Here is a 20,119-nt window from a genome sequence, read left to right on the forward strand (position 1 = left end):
CTGGGTCGTCTATGGTGAGTCATACGGGCTAGCTCCGGAAGATACTGTTAATCAGGACGAGGACGGGGATGATTTCGAGCCGCCCCATCCACATCTGTACGATGAACAGTAGTTCTGCGATGACGGGCATCCCCGGACCGGTAATCCCTGAAGAGAGCCCGACAGTACCCTGTGCAGTCGCTACTTCGAAGACCGCATCTGCGAGTGTGAAGTTCGATGGGAGGACTGCCAGCAGTACGAACAGCGACAGCGCGAGGACGATGAGATACGTGAACGCGAAGGTCGTCGCGGCGCGAATCTCGTCGTTGGCCTCGGCAGCCTTGAACGTCTGCTGTCCAATCCGAAGGTCGTCGATGGCGTGACTGGGTAGGAATACCCGAGAGACCTCCCAGCTAATCCCACGCGCAATAATGTAACCGCGCAGAATCTTGATCCCGCCGACGGTCGCCCCCGCAGACCCACCGAGTAGCATCGCTCCGAGGACGATAACCATGACCGCACCGTTGTTCCAGTCACCAATCGCAGATGTCTGCCAGCCTGTGGTCGTCTGCGCGCTAATGTACTGGAAGAGGCCGTCACGGAACGCCTGGCTCGTCGCAACACGCCCCATATACGCGAGCGGGTCACCGTCGTAGGGAACGCCGACCCAGCGAGCGAGGAATGCCGCTAGGCCGAGGACGCCGACGACGAACAGGCCAAACATCACTCTGACCTGTGGGTCTCGCGCGAACTCACGGAGGTCGCGCTCGGAAACCGCGCCGTAGTAGACCGGAATCGAGATTGCGCCCGTTATCATCGCCGGGATGTGGATGACCTCCATCGCGTAGGAGCCGTAGCCGGCGATGGAATCATCGAGGGTACTGAATCCGCCGGTGGACTGCCCAGTCATCGCGTGATTGACCGCATCGAAGATCGTGTTTTCGATACCGTAGCCGGGATTGACGAGGAAGGTCGCCGCTGCGAGATAGACGGCAACGAGGGCGGTGATACCGACGTAGATCTTCCAGATCGCACGCGCAGTACCCACAATACTCGGGCGGAGCTTCTCGCTGCGTGCTTCGGACTGGTACAGGGATATCCCCGCCGTGCCGTGAGGCTGTCGAAGGATCGCCAACGAAAGGACGATCATCCCCGCACCGCCGATCCACTGCATCTGTGAGCGGTACCAGAGGAATCCATGGCCCACGGAGGGTTCGTGGACACTCATCGTCAGGCCCGTGGTCGTATACCCGCTCATGCTCTCGAAGAGGGCGTGCAGCGGGTTCTGAAAGTGGAGGAGACTCGATTGATAGCTCGCCCCTGCTGGAACGAACGATTCGAGCACGGCCGGTGGCGTAAGGTACGCCGCGATGACGAACGGCAGCGCACCGAACGCCGCCGTGACGAGCCACCCAAGGGCCGCGACGATCATCGCGTGGTAGCGTTTCGGTTCCGGCGCATCTTCACAGAGCTTGTACGCGGCCGCACCGGCAAGCACAGTAATTCCTGCAGCACTGAGGAACGCCACTGCATTATACCACTCCCGATAGAGCAACGAGACCAGCAGCGGCACCAGCATCAGTCCACCGATGAGGACCTGTAAGGCACCGATGTCTCTGATTACCGTTTTCGAGGCGGTTACGAAGCCGGGACGACCGATGGATGAGTCGGACATGTTACTTCACCATTATGTAGGTTGTTTTGCTATTCATGGGTCAGACTTCCCGGTCTTCGTAATGCCCGAAGATATCGGTGAGCTCTGGATCTGCTCCGGTCGCAGAATAGACCGTCAACAGGTCGTTCGCCTTGACTCGCGTGCTTCCTCGGGGCGTCAGTGGTTTGTCTTCGCCCTCACGTTCGATGGCGACGATTAGGACATCGTCTGAGAGCAGTCCTTCCTCGCCCGCTTCGGTGAGTGTTTTCCCAGCGATTGGCGCGTCCCCGGTGACGGTGATTTCGAAGACTTCGGCTTCTTCGCCGATGCGCATGTAATCGACAATTGCTGGTCTGGCGACCGCTCGGTAGAGGTAGCCAGCGATGAGATGCTGCGGGTTCTCAATCGTATTCACGCCGATTTGCCGGAAGAGGTTCATGTGCTCTGCATCGTGAACGACCGACGTGATGGCTGGTATCTCCAACTCTGTAGCGAGCAGGCACACCATGACGTTCGTGGCGTCCTGGTCGGTCGTCGAAATGATGGCGTCAGCGCGCTCAGCGCCGGCATCTTCCAGCGTTTCCATCGAGGTCGCGTCCGCATTCAGTACCAAGCAGTCGTACTGACTGGCGATTTCGTCGGCTTTCTGTGTATCCCGCTCGATAACGACGACCTCGTTTCCGGACCGAGTAGCGATGTCAATAAGGGGTGACCCGATGTCGCCCGCTCCAACGATGATGATGTACATGGGTGTAGGTTACCAGATGTTCGTCCGCTCGTCCACCTGGGGTTCCAGTTCGCTCACGCCTCGTTCACCTCGCGGTCGGAAAGGCTTAGAATCGGGACGTTGCTCTCCGTGACGAGCTTGTGGGTGACATCGCCCGTCAGGAGTTTGCGCCAGCGACTCCCGCCGCGCGGTGTGAAGACGATGGCGCTGGCGTCGTTGTCGTGGGCGGCGTCGATAATCGTCGCTGCGACGTCGGTTCCGTACCGGAGGTCCGTTTCCAGCGTCAATCCTGTATCTTCGAAGCCGTCGGCGAAGACATCGAAGACATCCGACGCGTACTGCTCGCGTTGCGCAACGGACGCTTTGTCGGGCGCGCCGCCGGCTTTCTCGATGACGTGGACGGCAACGACCGTCGAATCCGTGCCCGTCACGTGCGGGACGAGCGCGTCGGCCGTCGTCGCCGCATCGTCGGGTGTAGCGACTGGTGCAACGACGCGACGGAACAACGAGTTCGACATCTCAGCCACCTCCTGGGTCGCTGTAGACCTTTCCAAGGTAGTGCCACTTGTACTTGCCCTCCCCGCCGTTGACATCCGGCTCCCAGCTGACTCGGTAGGCGAACGGGCCACGACCTTTGCCCGTTTCACCGGGTCGTTCCACGACGGCGATGGTGTACGCGCCGTGGTCCTCGATGCGAACAAGGTCCTCCCCCGGGCGTGACTCGATGGCGTCAGTTAGCGGCGGATGCGCTCGGAGGAGCTGTTGCGCGTAGTGAATAATCTCCCGGAGTTCCGCATCACTGCAGCCTTCGAGCGTTGTTGCGACGTCCGTCGGGATGCTGTCTGGAGGGTCGATATGTGATGGTGTCATGGGTTAGCCGGTCACTTCAGTTCGGAACCCGTAGTTGGGTGTCAGACCGATTTGTTGCGGATTCGGTGTCGGCTATTCCCCAGATAGATTGCCGCCACGCAATAAGAGTTGGCATTATATTTTTGCAAGCGAAATATCTAGGGTGAATTTTTTAATTTGCAAAATATGCATAAGGTATGGTGACAAGTGTGCGGAGATACAATAGTGGATTGTGCACTCACAAATCGGGGATTAGTTATGCGTTCTAACCCTAGTACAAGTATGGAATATCGGGTCGATGAGATTGACAAGCGGATCCTCTATCATCTAGCGCGTGACGCCCGGAACACGACAGCCGCGGAGATTGCCGAGGAAATGGAGGTGACCGCGGCAACGATCCGGAACCGAATCCATCAACTCGAAGCGGAGGGCGTGCTGCGCGGATATCTGGCGGACATCAACTACAAATCTATCGAGGGACGCGTCACCTACCAGTTCAGCTGTACGGCCCCGATTCCCGACCGCGACCGACTTGCTCAAGCCGCACTAGAGATTTCTGGCATCGTGTCCGTCCGAGAGCTGATGACAGGAAAGACGAATATTGCAGTCACCGCGGTCGGGTCGAATACGGACGACATCAGCCGTATCGCGGGCGAACTCTCCGATATCGGGTTAGAGATTGAAGACGAGAGCGTCGTCGAAGGCGAGTACCATCAGCCGTACAACCCATTTGGCCCAGATGATGTCCCCGTCGGGCCGTCGCTCACGGATTTCATGAGTCTTGCTGGCGGCGCTGAGGTCGTCGAGTTCACGGTCTCAGAAGGCGCGGAAGTTACGGGGCTCACCATCGAGGAGGCAGTCAACGAGGGCCTGCTGGCTGATGAGATGTTGGTGGTTGGCATCGAACGCGACGGCGACATCCTAACACCGAAAGGCGAAACCAAAATTGAAACTGGCGATGTCATTTCACTATTCTCGAAATCCGGGCTGGAGAAAGAGGCGCTAGAAGTATTCGGCACCCAATAACGGGGTCCTGATTATAACACAGCCTATGCAAGCAGTATCAGGGTGGAACGCATGAAATGCGGGCGCTGTAGCAGAAATACGACGGTCGAACACTACGAAGTGGACGGATACACTGGCTACCTCTGCGAAGAGTGTGTCGAAACGTGGGATCGAATCCAGTCGGAGTGATTTCGAGTATTCTCTGCGGCTGTCTATCTCGGTAGATAGTACGAACAGATTTTCTGGTGGGTTAGCTATAGTTCTAATACCCAGTAATATGCCGTATTAAACGCTTTATCAGCGCAACACGCCCATAGAGATTCTACTAGTAGCTATACGGTTTGGAACGCCCACGTGCTTTTCTTTACCACTCTGTTGTAGTCGGGGACACTACGGTGACCCAAGCACCTCATTCTGAGCCACAATCCATCTGAATCGAGGTCGTACTCGATAGCGTTTATTGACCCCTCGATGGGTGAGGGACTCGCTGTACTGGCGGGTTCCCGAAACACGGTGAGAACGATGGCAACTAGAGACATCTACGAGAGCGGATTCGACGAGGACGTCCGAACGGAATCGAGTGCGAACCAGTGTCCCGAGTGCGACGGTCGAGTCACCACGAACGCGGTCGAAACGGTCTGCGAGGACTGTGGCCTGGTCATCGACGAACAGCGCATCGATCACGGGCCGGAGTGGCGGGCGTACGACGACGAGGAGCGCGAGCGAACGGGCGCTCCACTCACTGCGGCCCGCCACGATCGCGGCCTGTCGACGGAGATCGGTCGCGGCACCGACGCGAAGGGGAACGAGATCTCTGGGCAGAAGCGACGGCGACTCGCACGGATGCGCCGTGAACAGACCCGAGGGCGCTGGCGGTCGAAAGCGGAACGGAATCTCGCACACGGGTTGGGCGAGGTGCGTCGGTTGGCGAGTGCGCTCGAACTCTCTGATTCGGTCCGCGACCAAGCGTGTCAGCTCTTCCGGAGCGCCCAGAACGAGGATCTGCTTCGTGGCAGGTCCATCGAGGCCATCGCCGCGGCCAGCGTCTACGGGGCCTGCCGGTGCAACGGCCTCTCGCGGTTGGTGGATGACGTCAGCGAGATGGCCCGCGTCGCGGAGTCACGGGTTACGAACGCGTACAAAACGTTGAACGAGGAGCTGGGCCTCCCCGCTGAGCCCGTCTCCCCCAGCATGTTCGTGCCGCGCCTCGCCTCGGACCTCGAGTGTCCGGACGAGATCCGACAGCGGGCCCGAACGCTCGCGGAGCAGGCCGAGGAGCGCGGCGTCACGACGGGCGTCCATCCGGCCGGGTTCGCAGCGGCCTGCCTCTACAAGGCCGGTCGCAAGGAGGGGCGATGGCTGACGCAATCCGAGGCCGCGGACGTGGCGAACGCCTCGAAGGCGACTGTTCGGGCACACCGAGATACCTTAGAGGAGCAGGTGGCCTGACGACGTGCGGAATCCTAAAGCGGTGTCTGCAGTAGAACTGGCCGACCGCTAATTCCGGCACGTGGGCAGTACACCCAGCAACGCTGCGATAGCTCTCGCTTTACAAATATTGCGCTACGATCGTTGTTCACGGACGCCATCACGGCCACGAGTCATATCCTCACAGTTCGGACATACACGGGGACTCTCAACGGAATCCGGAGTAAATACACGAACGTAGACCTCCGTGACATGGCTGCCGCAGTTCTGACATTCCGCCATACCAATAGCAGACATATCATCTATCATAAGCCTTCTGACAGCGGGGTCTGAATGATATCGAGGCGTCTGAACAATTGCGTTCACTCAGAGCGGTATCTGTTGCATGACCGTCCAGTAGTCCCAACCCAACTGTCGATACGGAAAGCTGACACTCTACTCGCCGTGTTTTAAGTACGGTGTCCGACGTGTAGTACCGTATGGGCGTGCCCGTGGAGACGATTCACGTCGAGAACGTCGTCGCGTCCAGTGATGTCGGCCAAGAACTCGCCCTCGACCAACTCGCTATTGATCTCGACGGCGCCGACTACAGGCCAGAGGACTTCCCCGGGGTCGTCTACCGCCTCCAGGAGCCGAAGGCAGCCGCGCTAATATTCCGCTCGGGGAAAGTCGTCTGCACCGGCGCCAAAAGCGTCGACGACGTCCACGAATCCCTCGAAATCGTCTTCGCCGACCTCCGTGAGTTAGGGGTCGACGTCGCCGATAGTCCGGCGATTACGGTGCAGAACATCGTCTCCAGTGCCAGTCTCGAGCAGTCGCTAAACTTGAACGCAATCGCAATCGGGCTGGGATTAGAGCAAGTCGAATACGAACCGGAACAGTTCCCCGGCCTCGTCTACCGCCTCGACGACCCCGACGTCGTCGTTCTTCTTTTCGGCAGTGGGAAGCTCGTCATTACTGGTGGGAACGAAACAGAAGAGGCCCAGCAAGCGCTCATCCACGTGCAGGACCGGCTTTCCGAACTCGGCCTATTTGACTAAGCCGGCCAGCTAGGAAGCGAGGGCGTCTCATTCTCCCAGCGAATCGCCGCTAACGCGGATGAGAACTGCTGAAGCCGGTTATCAAGTGCGGCAAGTGGGTGCACATCGAGAAACGACGCGCTATGCCGATCGACAGGCGTGTCTTCGTGGTTGAGCTGGATGTGACAGGGCCCAAGGTCTGGATGGTCGGCGTCCTGGTGGAAGCCGAGCATCAGGTTTCTCTCCGGTTCTATCCAGTTGATGCGGTAGTATTCGTGGTCGACGCCGGCGGGGTACCAGAAGCGAATCTCCAGTCGTGCGGTCGCCGCGCCGTAAGAGTTACTCAGGAACGTCGTCGGATCGACATCCGCGGTGACGTACCGGGGTCGGCGTCGAGACGGGCGATAGCGCACATCCTCACACCCAGCTTGATTCGTCAACCGGTCGTGAACGTCGCGAAGAAGGGTCCGCTGTGTATAGCGGTCGCGACCAGCGAGAAAGATCATTCTGTGAGAGAGGAGGATTAGCTCGTGGCGCGGTCGGCCATGTCGGCCATCTGTTCGCGGGCGGCTTCGACGTCAGAGTAGAGTTCTAGTGCGTGCTTGATGAGGCGGCGATCCTCCTTGTTCTCACGCCAGAACGCAATGACGTCGCGACGCTCGCGCAGCTCCGCACTTGCGAGGTCGCTGTCAGCGAGCGACTGTTCGAGCTCCTCCCACGTCTCAACGTCGTAGGTTGCCTGCCACTCCTCGATCTCCTCGGTGATCGCGGCCAATTCGCTCCGCAGCTCCTCGCGCGTGTTTTCCTTGATGAGCGTACGGATCTCCTCGAAGAGCAGACGCGTGTAGTCAGGCTGGTAACGTGTCGTATCGCCGGCCTCGACGCGACGCAGCTGCCCCTGGTCGACGAGATCCTGGAGTTCCTCGTTGGTCGTACTCCAGGCAGCGTCGGCCTGTTCGCTAATCCAGTTGACCGTCCGCGGTTCGCGAAGCGTCTCGGCGACCGCCCGAATGCGGTCGCGGGCGCTCATCGACTCAGTCCACGACTGGACCCCATCTCGCGAAGATTCGGGCATGCTTGGCACCTCTTACGACAGTGTTCGCACCCTATACCCATATATGTTTGTACTCTCTCGCATAATCAAGAGGATGTTGTGAGCGAGGGCGTCCGGACGTTGAAATGCGATAACGGCAGAAGCTATGAGCCAACCGATGTACAACCGATATTCCGACTTTGAGGAACTGCGGCCGACCGGCGAGGCGTCCCACATTCCGGACACGAGGCTGGACGAGGGGTGTGAAGGTGACCCCCGGCGGCAACGCGTCGCGACGAGCTCTGGTGGCTACCCCGATGCGCCGACGGTAACCGATGGCGAGTGCCAGTCGTGTGGGGCGTCAGTCCCAGACGGCCAGACGAAATGCCGGTTCTGTCTCACCAACCATCTCGATGGTGACGCCACTAGCACGAACGAGACAGCGTCGACGACGTTCCTCGGCATCGTCCACCTGGTCGTCGAGTCGACCACGTTCTACGGCGCCGTGGCGAAGGGCGGCGCCGCGGCGAACCTCCTCACCGCCAATGAGGCGGAGCCGGCCGTCGACGACTACACGCTCATCTACGACCTCGACGAGGCGCCAGCGCGCCATCTGGTCGAGCAATGGCCCTCACTTCCCGACGCGGTACAGGTGTCGTCAGCGGAGGGTGAGCGGCTTCTCAGTGCCGCCCATGACCGGACTGGGTGGCACGGCCAAGAAGCGTCGGAGCGTCCGGAGCAGGCCCCGACGCGCCTCTACGACCTGCGTGGGGACGGCATCCGCGGCGCGTCGCGTCTCGACGCGGTCCTCGACGACGCCGTCGACGCGGTGTGGCTGGTTCCAGCGATGGCGCTGACCGAATCTACTGGCGAAGCTGGGGCTGATCGGCAAGAGTCGTCGGTACCGACGACGCAGGAACTCGACTGTCAAACCTGTGGAGGGGCGACCGACCATCAGTTCAAGACCCACGAGTCGGTCCCGGATGAAGCGTGGACGGGGCAACCGATCTGGGAGTGTCGGGTGTGTGGCTCGGCTCGCTACGGACCCAGCAAAGCGGGTTATGACTCGTCTTAACCAACATAGCGACACAGAAACACACCAATGTTGGTTAACGAGCAGGCCCCGTCCGACAGCTACCCGCAGCCGGAGAGGTTTCTCTGCGCCGTGAATCGGCGAGGCGCTTCACATGGATCCACGCAACACACCCGGATATCGACTGCATCGCTCACTCACCAATCTCAAACGCATCGAGACGGCCGGACTCGACGACGCAGATCAGGAGCGGATCGAGGCAGCGAGAGCTCTCCTGCAAGACGTGAGTCTGCTCTCCCAGCCGGAACACAGCGGGGACGCCGGAACACAGATCGAGTCCTGAGCGGCGGTATAACGATGAATCCGGATGTCTCGCTCCTGAGGCTGTTTATTGCCCCCCAGAAGGGGTGCGGGGGAGAGAACCACGAGGCCAACAAATGACCCACCTCACTGAACAATTCCATATTCCCCGAGAGTATCACGCCGCCTGTTCCCGAATCCTAGAGCTCGGGCAACGCCATCTCCGTCGATTGCTCAAGGAGGAATACTGGCGAGACAGGCACCTCGAAGCGATTCAGTCCCGCGATAGCAACGACCACACCTACGTCCGAGACGACGAGTACGAGCCGTTCGAGGACACAGACGCATACCTCTACAACCGATTCAAGCGATGTATCTACCATCGTGTTACTCGGATTCTAAAAGCTCATCGTGAGAAGTACCGTGCCTTCCGATTCATCATCGACACTGTCGAGGAACGCAAAATCAGGCGGGTTGGATGGCAGCAGCTTCGAAGCCGCCTATTCGATAGTGGCGACTCACCGTACATTCAGTGGAGCAATATCGAAACCGTCGTCGAGCAGCTAAACAATCATTACGACCGGCATGGCCGATTTCCTGAAGCATACACGGACCTCGTCGACTGTCCCCAGCCCGACGACACGGTTCCCTTCGGCCCGGACAGCCGTGGAGACGTCCACGATGTCCAAGTCACGGACGGAGACGTCATGGTGACGCTGAAGGCGCCGGATTCGCTATCGCCCAACTCGTATTCCGACTGGATAGAGCACGAAATACGGTTCCCAGCCCACCAACGGTTCAACGAGATGCTTGAGGCAGGGGAGCTGAAAGCGCCGACACTGCATTCCTCCGAACACGGCTATACGCTGGACGTGCCAGTGGATATTCCCGAGACCCCCGTTGACACCACTTCCGACCGTGTTCTCGCTGTGGACCTCGGCGTGAAAAAGCAGGCGACTGCGGTTGTGCTGGAAGGGTCTGAAGACAGGAAGGAGGAATCCCAGATCGCGCCACCCAACTTCGTCGACCACCACGCGAAGGACAAACTGTTTCGAGTGAAAGCCGACGCCGAGGGCATAGACAGCCGCCTTGCCGAACTCCGCCAACAGGGCAAGAGCCATACCGAGCAGTTCGCTCACCTCCTCAACGAATATCGCCGGACGCGACGGAAGGAGCGACGTCTCCGCGACCAGATCCAGCACGATGTAGCAAATCAGCTGGTGTGGCTCGCGGCCGTTCACGAGTGCGAGACGATCGTCCTCGAGTCGCTAGGGCAGTTTGAGGCCGAAGAGACGGGTGGTGTCACGGCATGGAGCATCTCGACGTGGGCCCATGGGAAGTTACTTGAGCTGCTTCGGTACAAGGGTGACCTCCTCGGGCTCGACGTCGAGACGGTGAATCCCTGGGGGACATCACGCTACTGTCCGCGATGTGGCGAACGCGGCAAGACCGTGAAGTCCCCGACCGATCACACCGAGTTACGCAACGGCGGCCACTTCTACTGTCCCAGCTGTGAGTATGAGTGCGACCGAGATGTGGTCGGCGCGGTCAACGTCGGACGAAAACACCTCTCTGGGAGTCGGATGGAAACGGCGAATCCCTGTGTCTACACGGCGCGGGGAAATCACGCCAGCTTTCCATCACGCCGCACCTGCGAGCGTGTCCGTTCTGATGCCGGCACGGAGGAACCAGAACCCGTGTCGGTGCCTGGCGTTCAGTCCGCGGCCAGCAGTGAACAGGATCCGGCGAGTGGCCGTCAGACCCGATTGTCCGAGTACCGTTCTTCGTCCCTCAGTACGATACGAAGCCGGGCAGAGGGAGGACTGCAACAAAATCAGAGCAGGAAGACGGGACTGCGGTGTCCCAGCGGGAGCATTACGAGGCAGTGCTTGCTCGCCAGCACGACCGATTCCCATGAGATGCTTCCAAATCCTGCCGAAAATTAGAACGGCTACGATGACTTTGAGGTGAACGATACTTGTGGAGTTCCGGGATTACGAGGGTGGGATCATGAACCACGAGTTCTTACGAGAACTCGCTACCACATCGAGGCTGACAAAGAACTCGATATCCAGGCAACGGGGTCCACAAAACGTCTCCTCCCCTGTTCGTGAAGCGGTACGCCGATCGCGGCGGGTACGCATTCGTCAGCCTATGCGACTGGCGTTATTTCCTACTCATAGCCCCTCTTTACCCCCAGAATCGGTAGATGCTACAGCGTGTGTTTAATATCGAACCTGGATGTCTACCGTTCTCGGGCGATCGACGATGACTCTGAAGGGAGTTGTGGGCCGCCACAGACCGCATTGAAGTACACTTGTTCCGCGTGAATCGAACGGTTCTCTACGTCGGCTAACAGACATACCTCCTCCCCCTGATGATTCTGCAAAGCACTCATATCGAACTGACCAAAGCAGGCGAGCGTTGATTCGTTCAGCACGGTTGCCTTGTAACACCGCTGTACGTCCGTGTGGTTCGTTATTGTGACCGGAACAACGGTGTCGTTGCCCTGTTCAACATACACCGTGTCGGCTTCAACGCGGGCAGCTGTTCCGGACAGCCAGAACGACGCAGACTCTAGCGGTTGGACGGTGTTTTCTGACGTAGTGTGGGGTGTCTGTGCTGGTGGTGACGTCGGGGAGGCCACGGAGCCAATACAGCCCGATAGAAGGACGAGTGTTACGAGGGCGAACGTTTGGAGTCGAGGTCGCATATGTGAGTAGTGGTTGGTCTACTGGATAATGGTCTTGCCCGGACAAATGGCTCTTTGAGCGGCAGTTTGAGAACCACCCAAGCGAGAAGTGGAGTGGCCAGCTTAGGTTCGATACCAGGCCCAGCCAGCAACTAGAATCAGTCCGACTGCGAATACGACGAGACCAGCCGGGAGCCCCCAAAGGGGGTCCGGCTGGTTCATCTCCGGACCGGGTCCAGTAAAGGTTACTTCGACAGTCGTCGCCCGGATGCGTGTGACGATCCACTGGGCGAGGAGACTCAATACGCCGATGATGCCGACGACACCCAGTACGTCCTTTAGCTGCTCGCTCGACATCGGCTTCGTCTCGGAGGACTGCGCCACAAGTATCAGTGGGTCATGCGTAGGGCCGTAGAGCGTCATCTGATTGCCCGACTCTGCGTGCGCAGTTCCGACGTCCATAATTATTCCTGCCGTCTCCAGTTTCCCAAGATGGTATTGCACGTTCTGGAGTGAGGTGTCAACGTCATCAGCGAGTTCCGAGGCGGTTCGTGGTTCCTGATAGATGGCGGCGGTAACGTCACGTGCGGTATCAGATGCTAATGCCTCGCACACTGGATCGGCGGCATCATCACCGATCTCAATCAGTTGCTCTTCTGCTGGATTTTCACGTGTGGAAAAAGAAAAGATTCGGCTCATTGTGGGCTGTGCGTCTGTACTACCTAGGTTCGGATAATCATAATGACCAGTTCAATCGTTCTTTTAGTAGCCTGAATTTCCGCGATATATCTTCAGTTGGGTTCCAAAATCCGACTCAGTACCCTCGTGTGGTAATTCGTGCATAGTCCGCAGTGTCACTGTATGTTCTGATGTGATTAGCAGGCCACGGTTAACAGGAATCAAATCGGTCACAGATGACTCAGACACCACTACTGCGCGCAACCGCCCGCAACGATCAAACTCACGACCCGATCGACGAGTAGCGTTGTTCGTCCCCCGGGAGGGGTGCGGGGCGATCCAGTCGCAGTCGCCCCGTGAGGTGATTGCTCGATGGGACACCGCGCACTCGTTGCGTACGAACGCACAGGCGGACAGTACACGCTCCACTACAGCCACTGGGGCGCAGCGAACCTGAAGCTCAAGCACCGAATCTCGGCTGAGACGCCGTTCGGTGGCGACGACACTGACTCCAAGTGGGCGAAACAGCTGCTGACGGAACTGGCCGATGGCCTCGAGGCAGAAGCCGTCGACGGTTACCTCGCTGGCGAGGATCGGCCGTCGACGGTCGTCGAGCCGAAGCCCCGTGCCACCGGGCTCACCTTCGACGAGATCGTCGCGGACCATCTCGACTACCTCCACCACGAGGCGTTCTTCGTGGTGTCGACGACGTTCGAGGTGACCGCCTATCGGACGCTGTGGTTCGGGCTCCAGTACGACTCGGAGACGGTCGAACAGGGAGAAACAGTCGGGAACGGCGCGCTCGCGACGGTGCGCTGGTACGACGGCGAGCCGGTCGGCGACGGCCACCTGCAGGGCCAGTTCGCGGCCCTCAAAGACGTCGTCGGCGATATGCTCGACAAGGGCGTCTTCACGCCGTCGACGGCGAGACAGTACCTGAAACGGAAGCTGGCCGAGCGAGTTGGAGACCGACAGGAGCTGCTCATTCCGACCGGAGAGTCACCCTTCGAGAAGGCGAGTCTGAACCACTCCTAGGTCGATCTGCTTCGTGGCAACTGCTGTTTTTCAGGGTCGGAATGGGTGAGCCCCGCCGTAGGCTCGTGATTCGATGACCTCAGAGGACGACCCGTTTCACGACTGCGAGTTGGATCCCGAAGCGATCCTCGGAACACACACCTTCGAAGGCGTCCTGTTCACCGACGAGACAGAAACCCCGGTGAACGTGCTCACCGGCGAGACACCGGCACATTCGCGAGCGACAGTCGAGGAAGCGAAGGAGTTCGCTGCGAGTATCGACACGGAGACGCCCCAAATCGCGCTCCCCGCATCCGTCGAGTCGCAGGTCGAAACCCAGAGCAAGCCCTACACGGCGGCCGCATTCTTCCACTTCAAGGCGACTGGCTCGCTCGAACGCCACCGCGCCTACCACGCCGCCTACGAGGCGGATGCGTTCGCGGTCGACTTCGAGGCAGACTACGAATCGGGCGACCTGACTATCACTGTCGAACGAGCGGACGAGGCCTGAGAATCCGCCGTCACGAGGAGAGTTTTTCGAGCGCCGGCGATGGGTGCCGGCGCAGCTGGAGCGAGCAACGACCCCCGGTGCGTCGGCGTTTCGAGGTGTTCGAGATGCATATGGTGATATACGCACTCGTAGAGGCATCGACGCACGACGACGCGCTGGCCACCGGAAAGTCGGTGTTCGACCGCCTGGTCGGCGCGGACCCACACGCCGGCGCCGTCTTCGACTACTACGTCACGTTCGATGAGGAGGACACGTCAGTTGCGGGGAAGGCGCGATGGGGTGAGCTCCCGACTGCAGCCCCCGTCGATTCTGATGACGGCCAGGATCTCCTCGAGCGTGGCTGGGAGGCGACGAAGGAAGAGTTCGAGCGTAATCTCGATCGGGTGAAGGAGGCCATCGACGAGCTCTCCGACGAGGAGATCATGCGCGACGAGGACCTCGCCCGGCACGCCTTCCACAAGGTCGGTGCGTACGACGGCCCGACGATCTTCCTGTATACCGAACACGGAACCGGCATTCGCCACCGTGGACAGCTGGATCGACTCCTCGAGGCGAGTGAAGAGCTCTGGATCGTACCCGCTGACGTCCACTTCTGAATAATGCCTCCCATCACCAACTGGCGACGCGAGAGCCGCTCGCCGACGCTTGCGTATCGGAACACCGAGACCGGGGCGCGAGCCGTCCTGCATCGAGCCCCGGATTCCTACCGATACAAATGGCGTGGGGCAATCCTCGTCGACGGCTACCCCGTCTGGTCGCGGGGATATGAGACGAAGGATGCGACGTCGTTCCGTGACAAACTCCGGGAGCGGCCCACGCCGGACCTCAGCTGTCCGGAATGTCCGAACAACGACGTTCGCGTCGGCGAGAAGGCAGCAGACGGGGCGAACGTCCAGCGGTGGTATGACTGCCCCGACTGTGGGTACGAAGCCCCCTCACGCATCGTCTACGGACGGAGTACGCCGTGACTCAGGGCTTGACTCCGAGAGTGAAGGCCGTACGTTCCGCTAAGGAACAGGTATGCGTGGTTCGTTCGCTTCTCGCTTATATGGAGGATCAGCCACCGATCGAATTAAGTATATCCAAAGGATATACACCGATATGGCGAATCGGTTTCAAATCGACGGCGAGGAAGTTCTCGACGGCCAAGTCAAGGAGTTCGGGAACAGCGCCCACGTCACCGTCCCCAAACGCTGGCGTGGGGCTAACGTGAAAGTCGTCCGTACCTCAGAACCAACCGAACAAGACGAAGAATGACTGATTCACAGGCTCTCATCAAGACGCTGGACTTCCAGCTCGACATCCAGAGCGATAATGAGAGCCTGCTGTACGACGCCACCCTCGAAGCGAGGTCGGTATACAACCAATCTATCCGACTCGCCAAGGAAGGTGTGGATTGGAACGTCATTCCCGACCGCGTGGCCGAGGACGCCAGCCTCGTGAAAAACACGATACAGCGCGTCGTCGCCAAAGCACTCGGTGCGATGGAGAACTACTACGAGTATGACGACTACAACAAACCCAGCCACACCAAAGACGGAACGTACCCGCTCCGGGCGAACTACGAGGAGGGGTACAACCTGTCACTCACCGACGACGGCGACGTGGCGTTCCGGATCAGCGCGAAGCCCTACAAGCACGTCAAGGGCGTCCTCGATGGTGACGACGCTCATCTCGACATTCTCAAGACCGCCCTCGAAAGCGATGCATGGACGATTGGGACGGCGGAAGCCCTGTTCCGAAACGGCAACGCCGAGCTGCACGTCAACGTAACTAGCTCCGAGGGGACCGTTCGAGACAAGGAAAATTCACGGACAGTCGTTGGCGTGGATGTCAACGAGGACAATGTGGCGCTGACTGCACTCTCCAAGGGCAGTGTCGAGGACACAGTCGTTATCGAATTTCCGGACATCAAGTTCAAGCGCCACCGCTATTTCACGATGCGGAAGCGCGTGCAGAACGCGGGGAAGGACAGCATCCACGACACGTTGGAAGGACGTGAGGAACGGTTTGTCCGCGACCGACTCCACAAAGTGAGCCGTCATATCGTCGAGTGGAGCCAGCAGTTCGAGAAGCCGTGCATCGTCTTTGAAGACCTCAAAGAGATGCGCGATGGCCTCGACTACGGATGCCGGATGAACCGACGCTTGCACCGCCTCCCGTTCCGCGCGCTTCAGCACTACACGTCCTACAAGGCAGCATTCGCGGGTATTCCGACGGCTTGGATCAATCCCGAATACACGAGCCAATGCTGTCCGATGTGCGGTCATACGGAACGATCGAACCGTCACAAGAAGCGGTTCAAGTGCCAGTCCTGTTCGCATCAAGACCACGCCGACCGGAGTGCAAGCGTGAATATCGCCGTGAAAGGTATCGAAGAGCATCAAGAGTGGACTGTGCCTGCTCTCAACAGCCTTCCCACTGTGCGGACGGTGCGACGGCAGGCATCGGGGGCCGTGGACGCCCCGACCGTGACCCACGACGCCGTTCGAGGCTATCAGACCGATGGCGTCGCGGGAGTGTCCGACTAATCCACGGGAAGTCTCGAGGACCGTTCTCGAGACAGTTCACGGCGCCGAACGGTGAGCGGGTGGATCCCCGCTGGCCGCTGTTTTTCGGCCGGGCACGAGGTGGTAGCCCGGTACGACCGGGTGAGTCAACCAATGAGCCTCGAAGAACTTGACCGACACAGCGAGGCACTGTTCGAGTTCCTCTGGTGCCCCGTCTGCGGGCAGGAGGTCTTCACTCACATCCCCTTCGAGGGGGTGTTCTGCAAGAACTGCAACACCCAGGTCGAACTCCAGGAATCCCGAGAGACGCGCGGCTACGAGGAGGCCGTGCTCGCCTGCTTCGATTCTACCACGACCTGGAACCTCCACGTCGACGAGAAACTGCGCCGCGACCTGCCTGATGGGTCGGCGCGCGTGAAGATCCTCGGTGCACCGGGCGCCTATAAGGTCGACTGGTGGAGTCCAGAGCCGGGTGAGGACTGGGAACCTGTCGAGCGCGGCGAGTTCGACGACATCGAAGAACCATCAGAGGTGTCGCACCTGGCGTAGAGCACGCGTTAGGGCGGTGAATTTACGCCCGACACACGTCGCAGGACCCGCATCCACGAGGGGTTCGCTCGTCGAAGTAGAGACGGCGCCATCGAGCAAACTGATCCGCATACGTGTCCTTGCTGTACGGGAATTGGTACAGATTGACCCCGTCCGGCAGGTCTGTGATTTCGGGCGCGTCTACGCCGGGGAATCCGTTACGAAACACGAGATCTTCTGTTTTGGACACCAGCTCAGGAGCAACTGTGGATGGGTCCGTGGCCTTCAAGAAGTAGAGTGATGGGATGAACTCTTTCGGGTCGAAGAATCCGTTGGCGTGCAGAATCCACCCACAGAGCCACAGATACGCCTTCTCACTGGAGAAGAAGACTCCGTAGTGGTTGTCCGATTGCCGGCGTTTGTACACGAACACGGGGAGACCATAGCTGAAGCCGACTCGCGTTGGTTCTGCGTGGATATAGCAGTCCTCACGGTCGATGTAGTGGACCAGCGGAGCTTGACACAGCTTTCCCGGGTGCTCACCAGTGCCGATCTGCTCCCACAGCTCCGAGACGGAAGCCACGTCGGCGCTCTCGTCCTCGAGAGTCGTATCATCGATTGCACGATGGACGGGCGCAGCAGACTGAATCTCCTCGGGGAGATCGTCGCTGGACAGCTTCGCCGTCTCTCGGTCAGGGAGTGTCCGATAGAAGTGTTTATAGAAGCCCTCACGACGCCGCTTATCGGCGAGCGTTTCGCACCGGGCGCAGTCCTCGATGAACATCGCTGGCACCACCCGGTCTGGATTCTCGGCGGCCTCCTCGTACAGACTACGCTGTCGTTCGGCCCGCCTGGCAATCTCATCCGGATCGGGGAGCGGTGAGCCCCTCTCAGACTCAGATGACATACGCATACCTTTGGGCTGGAAGAGCATCAGTTTCCGAGCAAGGACCCCACCCGACTGCCATCTTGCGAATTCCGGAATCCGTTTTTAACCGGGTTTAAGTTTCTCAGTTTCAGCCATTCGTCGAGATCCCAGAGACCCCACTCGATTCAGGAGAGGTTGTTTCTGCGCCGGCGATGGGTGCCGGCGCACACGCGCCGGCGGTGATCGATGTCGACACGAAGTCAACTCCGATTCATCCAACGGAGCGAGACCGCAGGCGAACAGTCCGATACCGACCGCATCGCACAAATCTACCGCCACTCGGACGGCTATCCCGACAGCGTCCTCCGTGACCTTGTCCAGCTGAAGGAACTGCTCGACGAGACACGAACAGAGCGCGGGCCTGCGTACGCAGCTGCCCAGTTCCTGTTCCTCGACACGCTCTCGACGATGACCCTCTACGTGGACGAAGGGCGTGATCGGAGCATCCACGCTGACCAACCCTCGGATCTCCTCGAGCCGGACAATATGGAGCACCTCGACCAGCCGATGTTTCTGCTCGGACACGGGGTCGAGAATCCGGCCGACGGCATCCACGGCGACGAAGAGTACCTCTACGTCGTTGAACTCCCGACCCGGAACCCGTTCGACGACCCCTCCGAGTGGACCGTCAAGGTGAGTGGTCATTCCGCGTTCCCCCGGTGGGATGGTCCGACCGAGGAAGCCTTCGAGCGGGCCAGCTGGCAGTTCCACGGCCCGCTTGAGCACGCGCTCGAAGAGCTGGTCGCTGAGCCGGCGTGAACGCTTAGCCCGCTCAGATGATGCCGCCGATGACGAGTAGGCCGACGACGACCAGCAGCGTCGCGACAACGCTTCCCCCGGCCAGCCACTTGTTCTCTATCGCCTTCTCGGGAAGCGGCATCGCGGCGTACTCCTCGCGGAACGCTTCGAGGTTCTCCTCGTCGTAGAAGTACTTCGTCTTCAGCGCGAACCGTTCCGTCACCGCACAGCCCGTACAGACCGGCTCGCCTTCCAGCCGCTCCGTTTTGATGTGGCTGGAGCAGGCGATTGCCCCGCAGTTCGGACAGAACGTGTACGTCTCATCAATGCCGCTCGTGTCACAATGGACGCAGCGGTGGATGCCGTCCTCGGCTGTTACCCGTGACGGGCCTGCCGCGTAGTACTCATAGGGGTAGGTGTACTCCTGGAGGTCGGTCGTGTGCCGAACCTCGGGGAGGTACACTGGTTCGATCGATTGGACGGAGATGTCCGAGCGGTTCGGCTCGCAGGTCTTGTCGTACGTGACGTTGTTGTCGCCGGTGTAGGTCACCGTCGTCGTGTGGTGTTGCTGGAGCCGCTCGACGGCCCATTCCTTGTACTCCGTTTGGGTCTGGCCGAACCGGCGCTCCTCGACGTCGTCGAATACTTCTCCGAACTGCTCGGCGTCGAGATCGACCGTCGCGTGGAGGTTCTCGGTGACCAGCGTCGCGACGTCCTCGTCGACGACCTGCGGCTGCCCGCGTTCGGCGTGGGCAACGAATCGCGTCCGGTCGTTGATCCGGTGGATGACTCCCACCGACGTCTCGAAGACGGCGTTCGTGTCCGCGGTGACCGCGACCACCGGGCGGAACGTCACCGCCGAATGCGGTTCTGGGAGATCGGCGGCTTCGATGTTCTCGATGTCACGGAACGCCTCGATGACGGGCGCGTCGACGTCGGCGGCAGGGTCGTACGGGCGGAGCGTCTCGTCGCAGAGAATCTCGATGCGACCGTTGTAGAGGTCGAGGCCGATCTCGTCGGCGATCTCCCGGAGGTCCTCGCCATCGAGCAGCTCGATTGGATGTGGGTCGTCGTTCTGCTGGAGGCGGTCGGCGTACTCCTGAGCAGGGTTCGTAAACCGGCCGGTTGTGACGACCATTCCGCGTTTCGGGCCGTCGAAGTCGAATGTTGCGATGGCGGAGTGGAGCTTCTGGACGACCGGCCGCCCGACCGTCCCCGTGTGCTTGCACTCGACGATGATCGCGCGCCGCGTGCCGTCGACGACCTCCTCCATGATGACGTCGCGACCCTCGTCAGCCGTGCGGTCGGCCTGGCGGACGTTCTCGTAGCCGAGGTTGCGGAACACGTCCTCCATCACGTCCTCGAACTCGAACCCCGAGAGATTGTCCAGTACAGCCATCCTCAATTATGTGGACAGTACGTTGCAACTGCCAAATACGTTGCCGAACGCTACGCCGTCCTGTTTGTTGAACCCCTGAGAGGGGTGCGGGGGT

24 protein-coding genes are annotated in these 20,119 nt (G+C 59.9%); 14 read left to right on the top strand and 10 right to left on the bottom strand.

Going from position 1 to position 20,119, the window contains the following annotated elements; translation table 11 throughout:
- Positions 1–28: 28 nt before the first annotated feature.
- The 4 genes from HHUB_RS14900 to HHUB_RS14915 form a co-directional block, all read right to left on the bottom strand.
- Positions 29–1,558 (bottom strand): TrkH family potassium uptake protein, encoded by a 1,530-nt coding sequence (locus HHUB_RS14900; RefSeq protein ID WP_059059088.1) that lies wholly within the window; start codon positions 1,556–1,558, stop codon positions 29–31.
- A 136-nt stretch (positions 1,559–1,694) separates the two neighbouring features.
- Positions 1,695–2,381: a potassium channel family protein gene (locus tag HHUB_RS14905; RefSeq protein ID WP_059058902.1), complete on the bottom strand. Its 687-nt coding sequence runs from the start codon at positions 2,379–2,381 to the stop codon at positions 1,695–1,697.
- A 53-nt stretch (positions 2,382–2,434) separates the two neighbouring features.
- A complete protein-coding gene (locus HHUB_RS14910) occupies positions 2,435–2,878 on the bottom strand; it encodes a universal stress protein (RefSeq protein ID WP_059058904.1) in 444 nt (147 codons plus the stop codon).
- 1 nt (position 2,879) lies between these two features.
- Positions 2,880–3,230, bottom strand: coding sequence for a hypothetical protein (locus HHUB_RS14915; protein ID WP_059058905.1), 351 nt, complete (start codon positions 3,228–3,230; stop codon positions 2,880–2,882).
- 261 nt (positions 3,231–3,491) lie between these two features.
- On the opposite strand from HHUB_RS14915, the gene HHUB_RS14920 reads away from it, so the two are divergent.
- Together HHUB_RS14920 and HHUB_RS14925 are read left to right on the top strand one after the other, a co-directional pair.
- Positions 3,492–4,235, top strand: a complete 744-nt coding sequence (locus HHUB_RS14920) for an Lrp/AsnC family transcriptional regulator (protein WP_059058908.1) — start codon at positions 3,492–3,494, stop codon at positions 4,233–4,235.
- Between the two features lie 501 nt (positions 4,236–4,736).
- Positions 4,737–5,663: a transcription initiation factor IIB gene (locus tag HHUB_RS14925; protein WP_059059089.1), complete on the top strand. Its 927-nt coding sequence runs from the start codon at positions 4,737–4,739 to the stop codon at positions 5,661–5,663.
- Between the two features lie 114 nt (positions 5,664–5,777).
- Here HHUB_RS14925 and HHUB_RS17685 read toward each other — a convergent pair whose 3' ends face one another.
- Complete coding sequence (locus tag HHUB_RS17685; protein ID WP_449271435.1) at positions 5,778–5,924, bottom strand: DUF7563 family protein; 147 nt, start codon at positions 5,922–5,924, stop codon at positions 5,778–5,780.
- A 197-nt stretch (positions 5,925–6,121) separates the two neighbouring features.
- On the opposite strand from HHUB_RS17685, the gene HHUB_RS14930 reads away from it, so the two are divergent.
- A complete protein-coding gene (locus tag HHUB_RS14930; protein WP_059058911.1) occupies positions 6,122–6,682 on the top strand; it encodes a TATA-box-binding protein in 561 nt (186 codons plus the stop codon).
- Here HHUB_RS14930 and HHUB_RS17600 read toward each other — a convergent pair.
- Both HHUB_RS17600 and HHUB_RS14940 read right to left on the bottom strand, forming a co-directional pair.
- A complete protein-coding gene (locus tag HHUB_RS17600; protein ID WP_059058913.1) occupies positions 6,679–7,167 on the bottom strand; it encodes a hypothetical protein in 489 nt (162 codons plus the stop codon). The genes HHUB_RS14930 and HHUB_RS17600 overlap by 4 nt on opposite strands.
- A gap of 17 nt (positions 7,168–7,184) precedes the next feature.
- Positions 7,185–7,736 (bottom strand): DUF7342 family protein, encoded by a 552-nt coding sequence (locus HHUB_RS14940; protein WP_059058915.1) that lies wholly within the window; start codon positions 7,734–7,736, stop codon positions 7,185–7,187.
- A gap of 136 nt (positions 7,737–7,872) precedes the next feature.
- Between HHUB_RS14940 and HHUB_RS14945 the strand changes: the two genes are divergently transcribed.
- The 3 genes from HHUB_RS14945 (at position 7,873) to HHUB_RS14950 (ending at position 10,973) form a co-directional block, all read left to right on the top strand.
- On the top strand, positions 7,873–8,769 hold the full coding sequence (locus tag HHUB_RS14945; protein ID WP_059058917.1) for a biosurfactant protein 1: 897 nt from the start codon (positions 7,873–7,875) through the stop codon (positions 8,767–8,769).
- Positions 8,770–8,881: 112 nt separating this feature from the next.
- Complete coding sequence (locus HHUB_RS17605; RefSeq protein ID WP_082687298.1) at positions 8,882–9,070, top strand: hypothetical protein; 189 nt, start codon at positions 8,882–8,884, stop codon at positions 9,068–9,070.
- Positions 9,071–9,164: 94 nt separating this feature from the next.
- Positions 9,165–10,973: a zinc ribbon domain-containing protein gene (locus HHUB_RS14950; RefSeq protein WP_059058919.1), complete on the top strand. Its 1,809-nt coding sequence runs from the start codon at positions 9,165–9,167 to the stop codon at positions 10,971–10,973.
- A gap of 869 nt (positions 10,974–11,842) precedes the next feature.
- On the opposite strand, the gene HHUB_RS16295 is transcribed toward HHUB_RS14950, so the two are convergent.
- Positions 11,843–12,418 carry an ArsR/SmtB family transcription factor gene (locus tag HHUB_RS16295; RefSeq protein WP_082687299.1) on the bottom strand — a complete coding sequence of 192 codons (576 nt, stop codon included), beginning with the start codon at positions 12,416–12,418 and terminating at the stop codon, positions 11,843–11,845.
- Positions 12,419–12,769: 351 nt separating this feature from the next.
- On the opposite strand from HHUB_RS16295, the gene HHUB_RS14960 reads away from it, so the two are divergent.
- From HHUB_RS14960 to HHUB_RS14980, 7 genes are all read left to right on the top strand, one after another.
- Positions 12,770–13,432: a DUF6735 family protein gene (locus HHUB_RS14960; protein WP_059058923.1), complete on the top strand. Its 663-nt coding sequence runs from the start codon at positions 12,770–12,772 to the stop codon at positions 13,430–13,432.
- Positions 13,433–13,505: 73 nt separating this feature from the next.
- Positions 13,506–13,922 carry a hypothetical protein gene (locus HHUB_RS14965; protein WP_059058925.1) on the top strand — a complete coding sequence of 139 codons (417 nt, stop codon included), beginning with the start codon at positions 13,506–13,508 and terminating at the stop codon, positions 13,920–13,922.
- 104 nt (positions 13,923–14,026) lie between these two features.
- A complete protein-coding gene (locus HHUB_RS14970; RefSeq protein ID WP_059059090.1) occupies positions 14,027–14,518 on the top strand; it encodes a hypothetical protein in 492 nt (163 codons plus the stop codon).
- A 3-nt stretch (positions 14,519–14,521) separates the two neighbouring features.
- A complete protein-coding gene (locus tag HHUB_RS16300; RefSeq protein WP_082687300.1) occupies positions 14,522–14,890 on the top strand; it encodes a DUF7568 family protein in 369 nt (122 codons plus the stop codon).
- 133 nt (positions 14,891–15,023) lie between these two features.
- Entirely contained in the window at positions 15,024–15,179 is a 156-nt protein-coding gene (locus HHUB_RS16305; RefSeq protein WP_004048587.1) for a DUF2080 family transposase-associated protein, read from the top strand.
- Positions 15,176–16,453 carry an RNA-guided endonuclease InsQ/TnpB family protein gene (locus HHUB_RS14975; protein WP_059058927.1) on the top strand — a complete coding sequence of 426 codons (1,278 nt, stop codon included), beginning with the start codon at positions 15,176–15,178 and terminating at the stop codon, positions 16,451–16,453. The genes HHUB_RS16305 and HHUB_RS14975 overlap by 4 nt, the downstream gene beginning before the upstream one ends.
- Before the next feature lie 132 nt (positions 16,454–16,585).
- On the top strand, positions 16,586–16,981 hold the full coding sequence (locus tag HHUB_RS14980; RefSeq protein ID WP_059058930.1) for a DUF7567 family protein: 396 nt from the start codon (positions 16,586–16,588) through the stop codon (positions 16,979–16,981).
- Between the two features lie 22 nt (positions 16,982–17,003).
- Here HHUB_RS14980 and HHUB_RS14985 read toward each other — a convergent pair whose 3' ends face one another.
- Positions 17,004–17,867 carry a hypothetical protein gene (locus tag HHUB_RS14985; RefSeq protein WP_238324114.1) on the bottom strand — a complete coding sequence of 288 codons (864 nt, stop codon included), beginning with the start codon at positions 17,865–17,867 and terminating at the stop codon, positions 17,004–17,006.
- A gap of 207 nt (positions 17,868–18,074) precedes the next feature.
- Here HHUB_RS14985 and HHUB_RS14990 point away from each other — a divergent pair, with 207 nt between their 5' ends.
- Positions 18,075–18,647, top strand: coding sequence for a hypothetical protein (locus HHUB_RS14990; RefSeq protein ID WP_059058934.1), 573 nt, complete (start codon positions 18,075–18,077; stop codon positions 18,645–18,647).
- A gap of 13 nt (positions 18,648–18,660) precedes the next feature.
- Here HHUB_RS14990 and HHUB_RS14995 read toward each other — a convergent pair whose 3' ends face one another.
- Positions 18,661–20,025: a restriction endonuclease gene (locus HHUB_RS14995; protein ID WP_059058936.1), complete on the bottom strand. Its 1,365-nt coding sequence runs from the start codon at positions 20,023–20,025 to the stop codon at positions 18,661–18,663.
- Positions 20,026–20,119: the final 94 nt, after the last annotated feature.

Origin of the sequence: Halobacterium hubeiense, from assembly GCF_001488575.1 — an archaeon.
Lineage (GTDB): Archaea > Halobacteriota > Halobacteria > Halobacteriales > Halobacteriaceae > Halobacterium > Halobacterium hubeiense.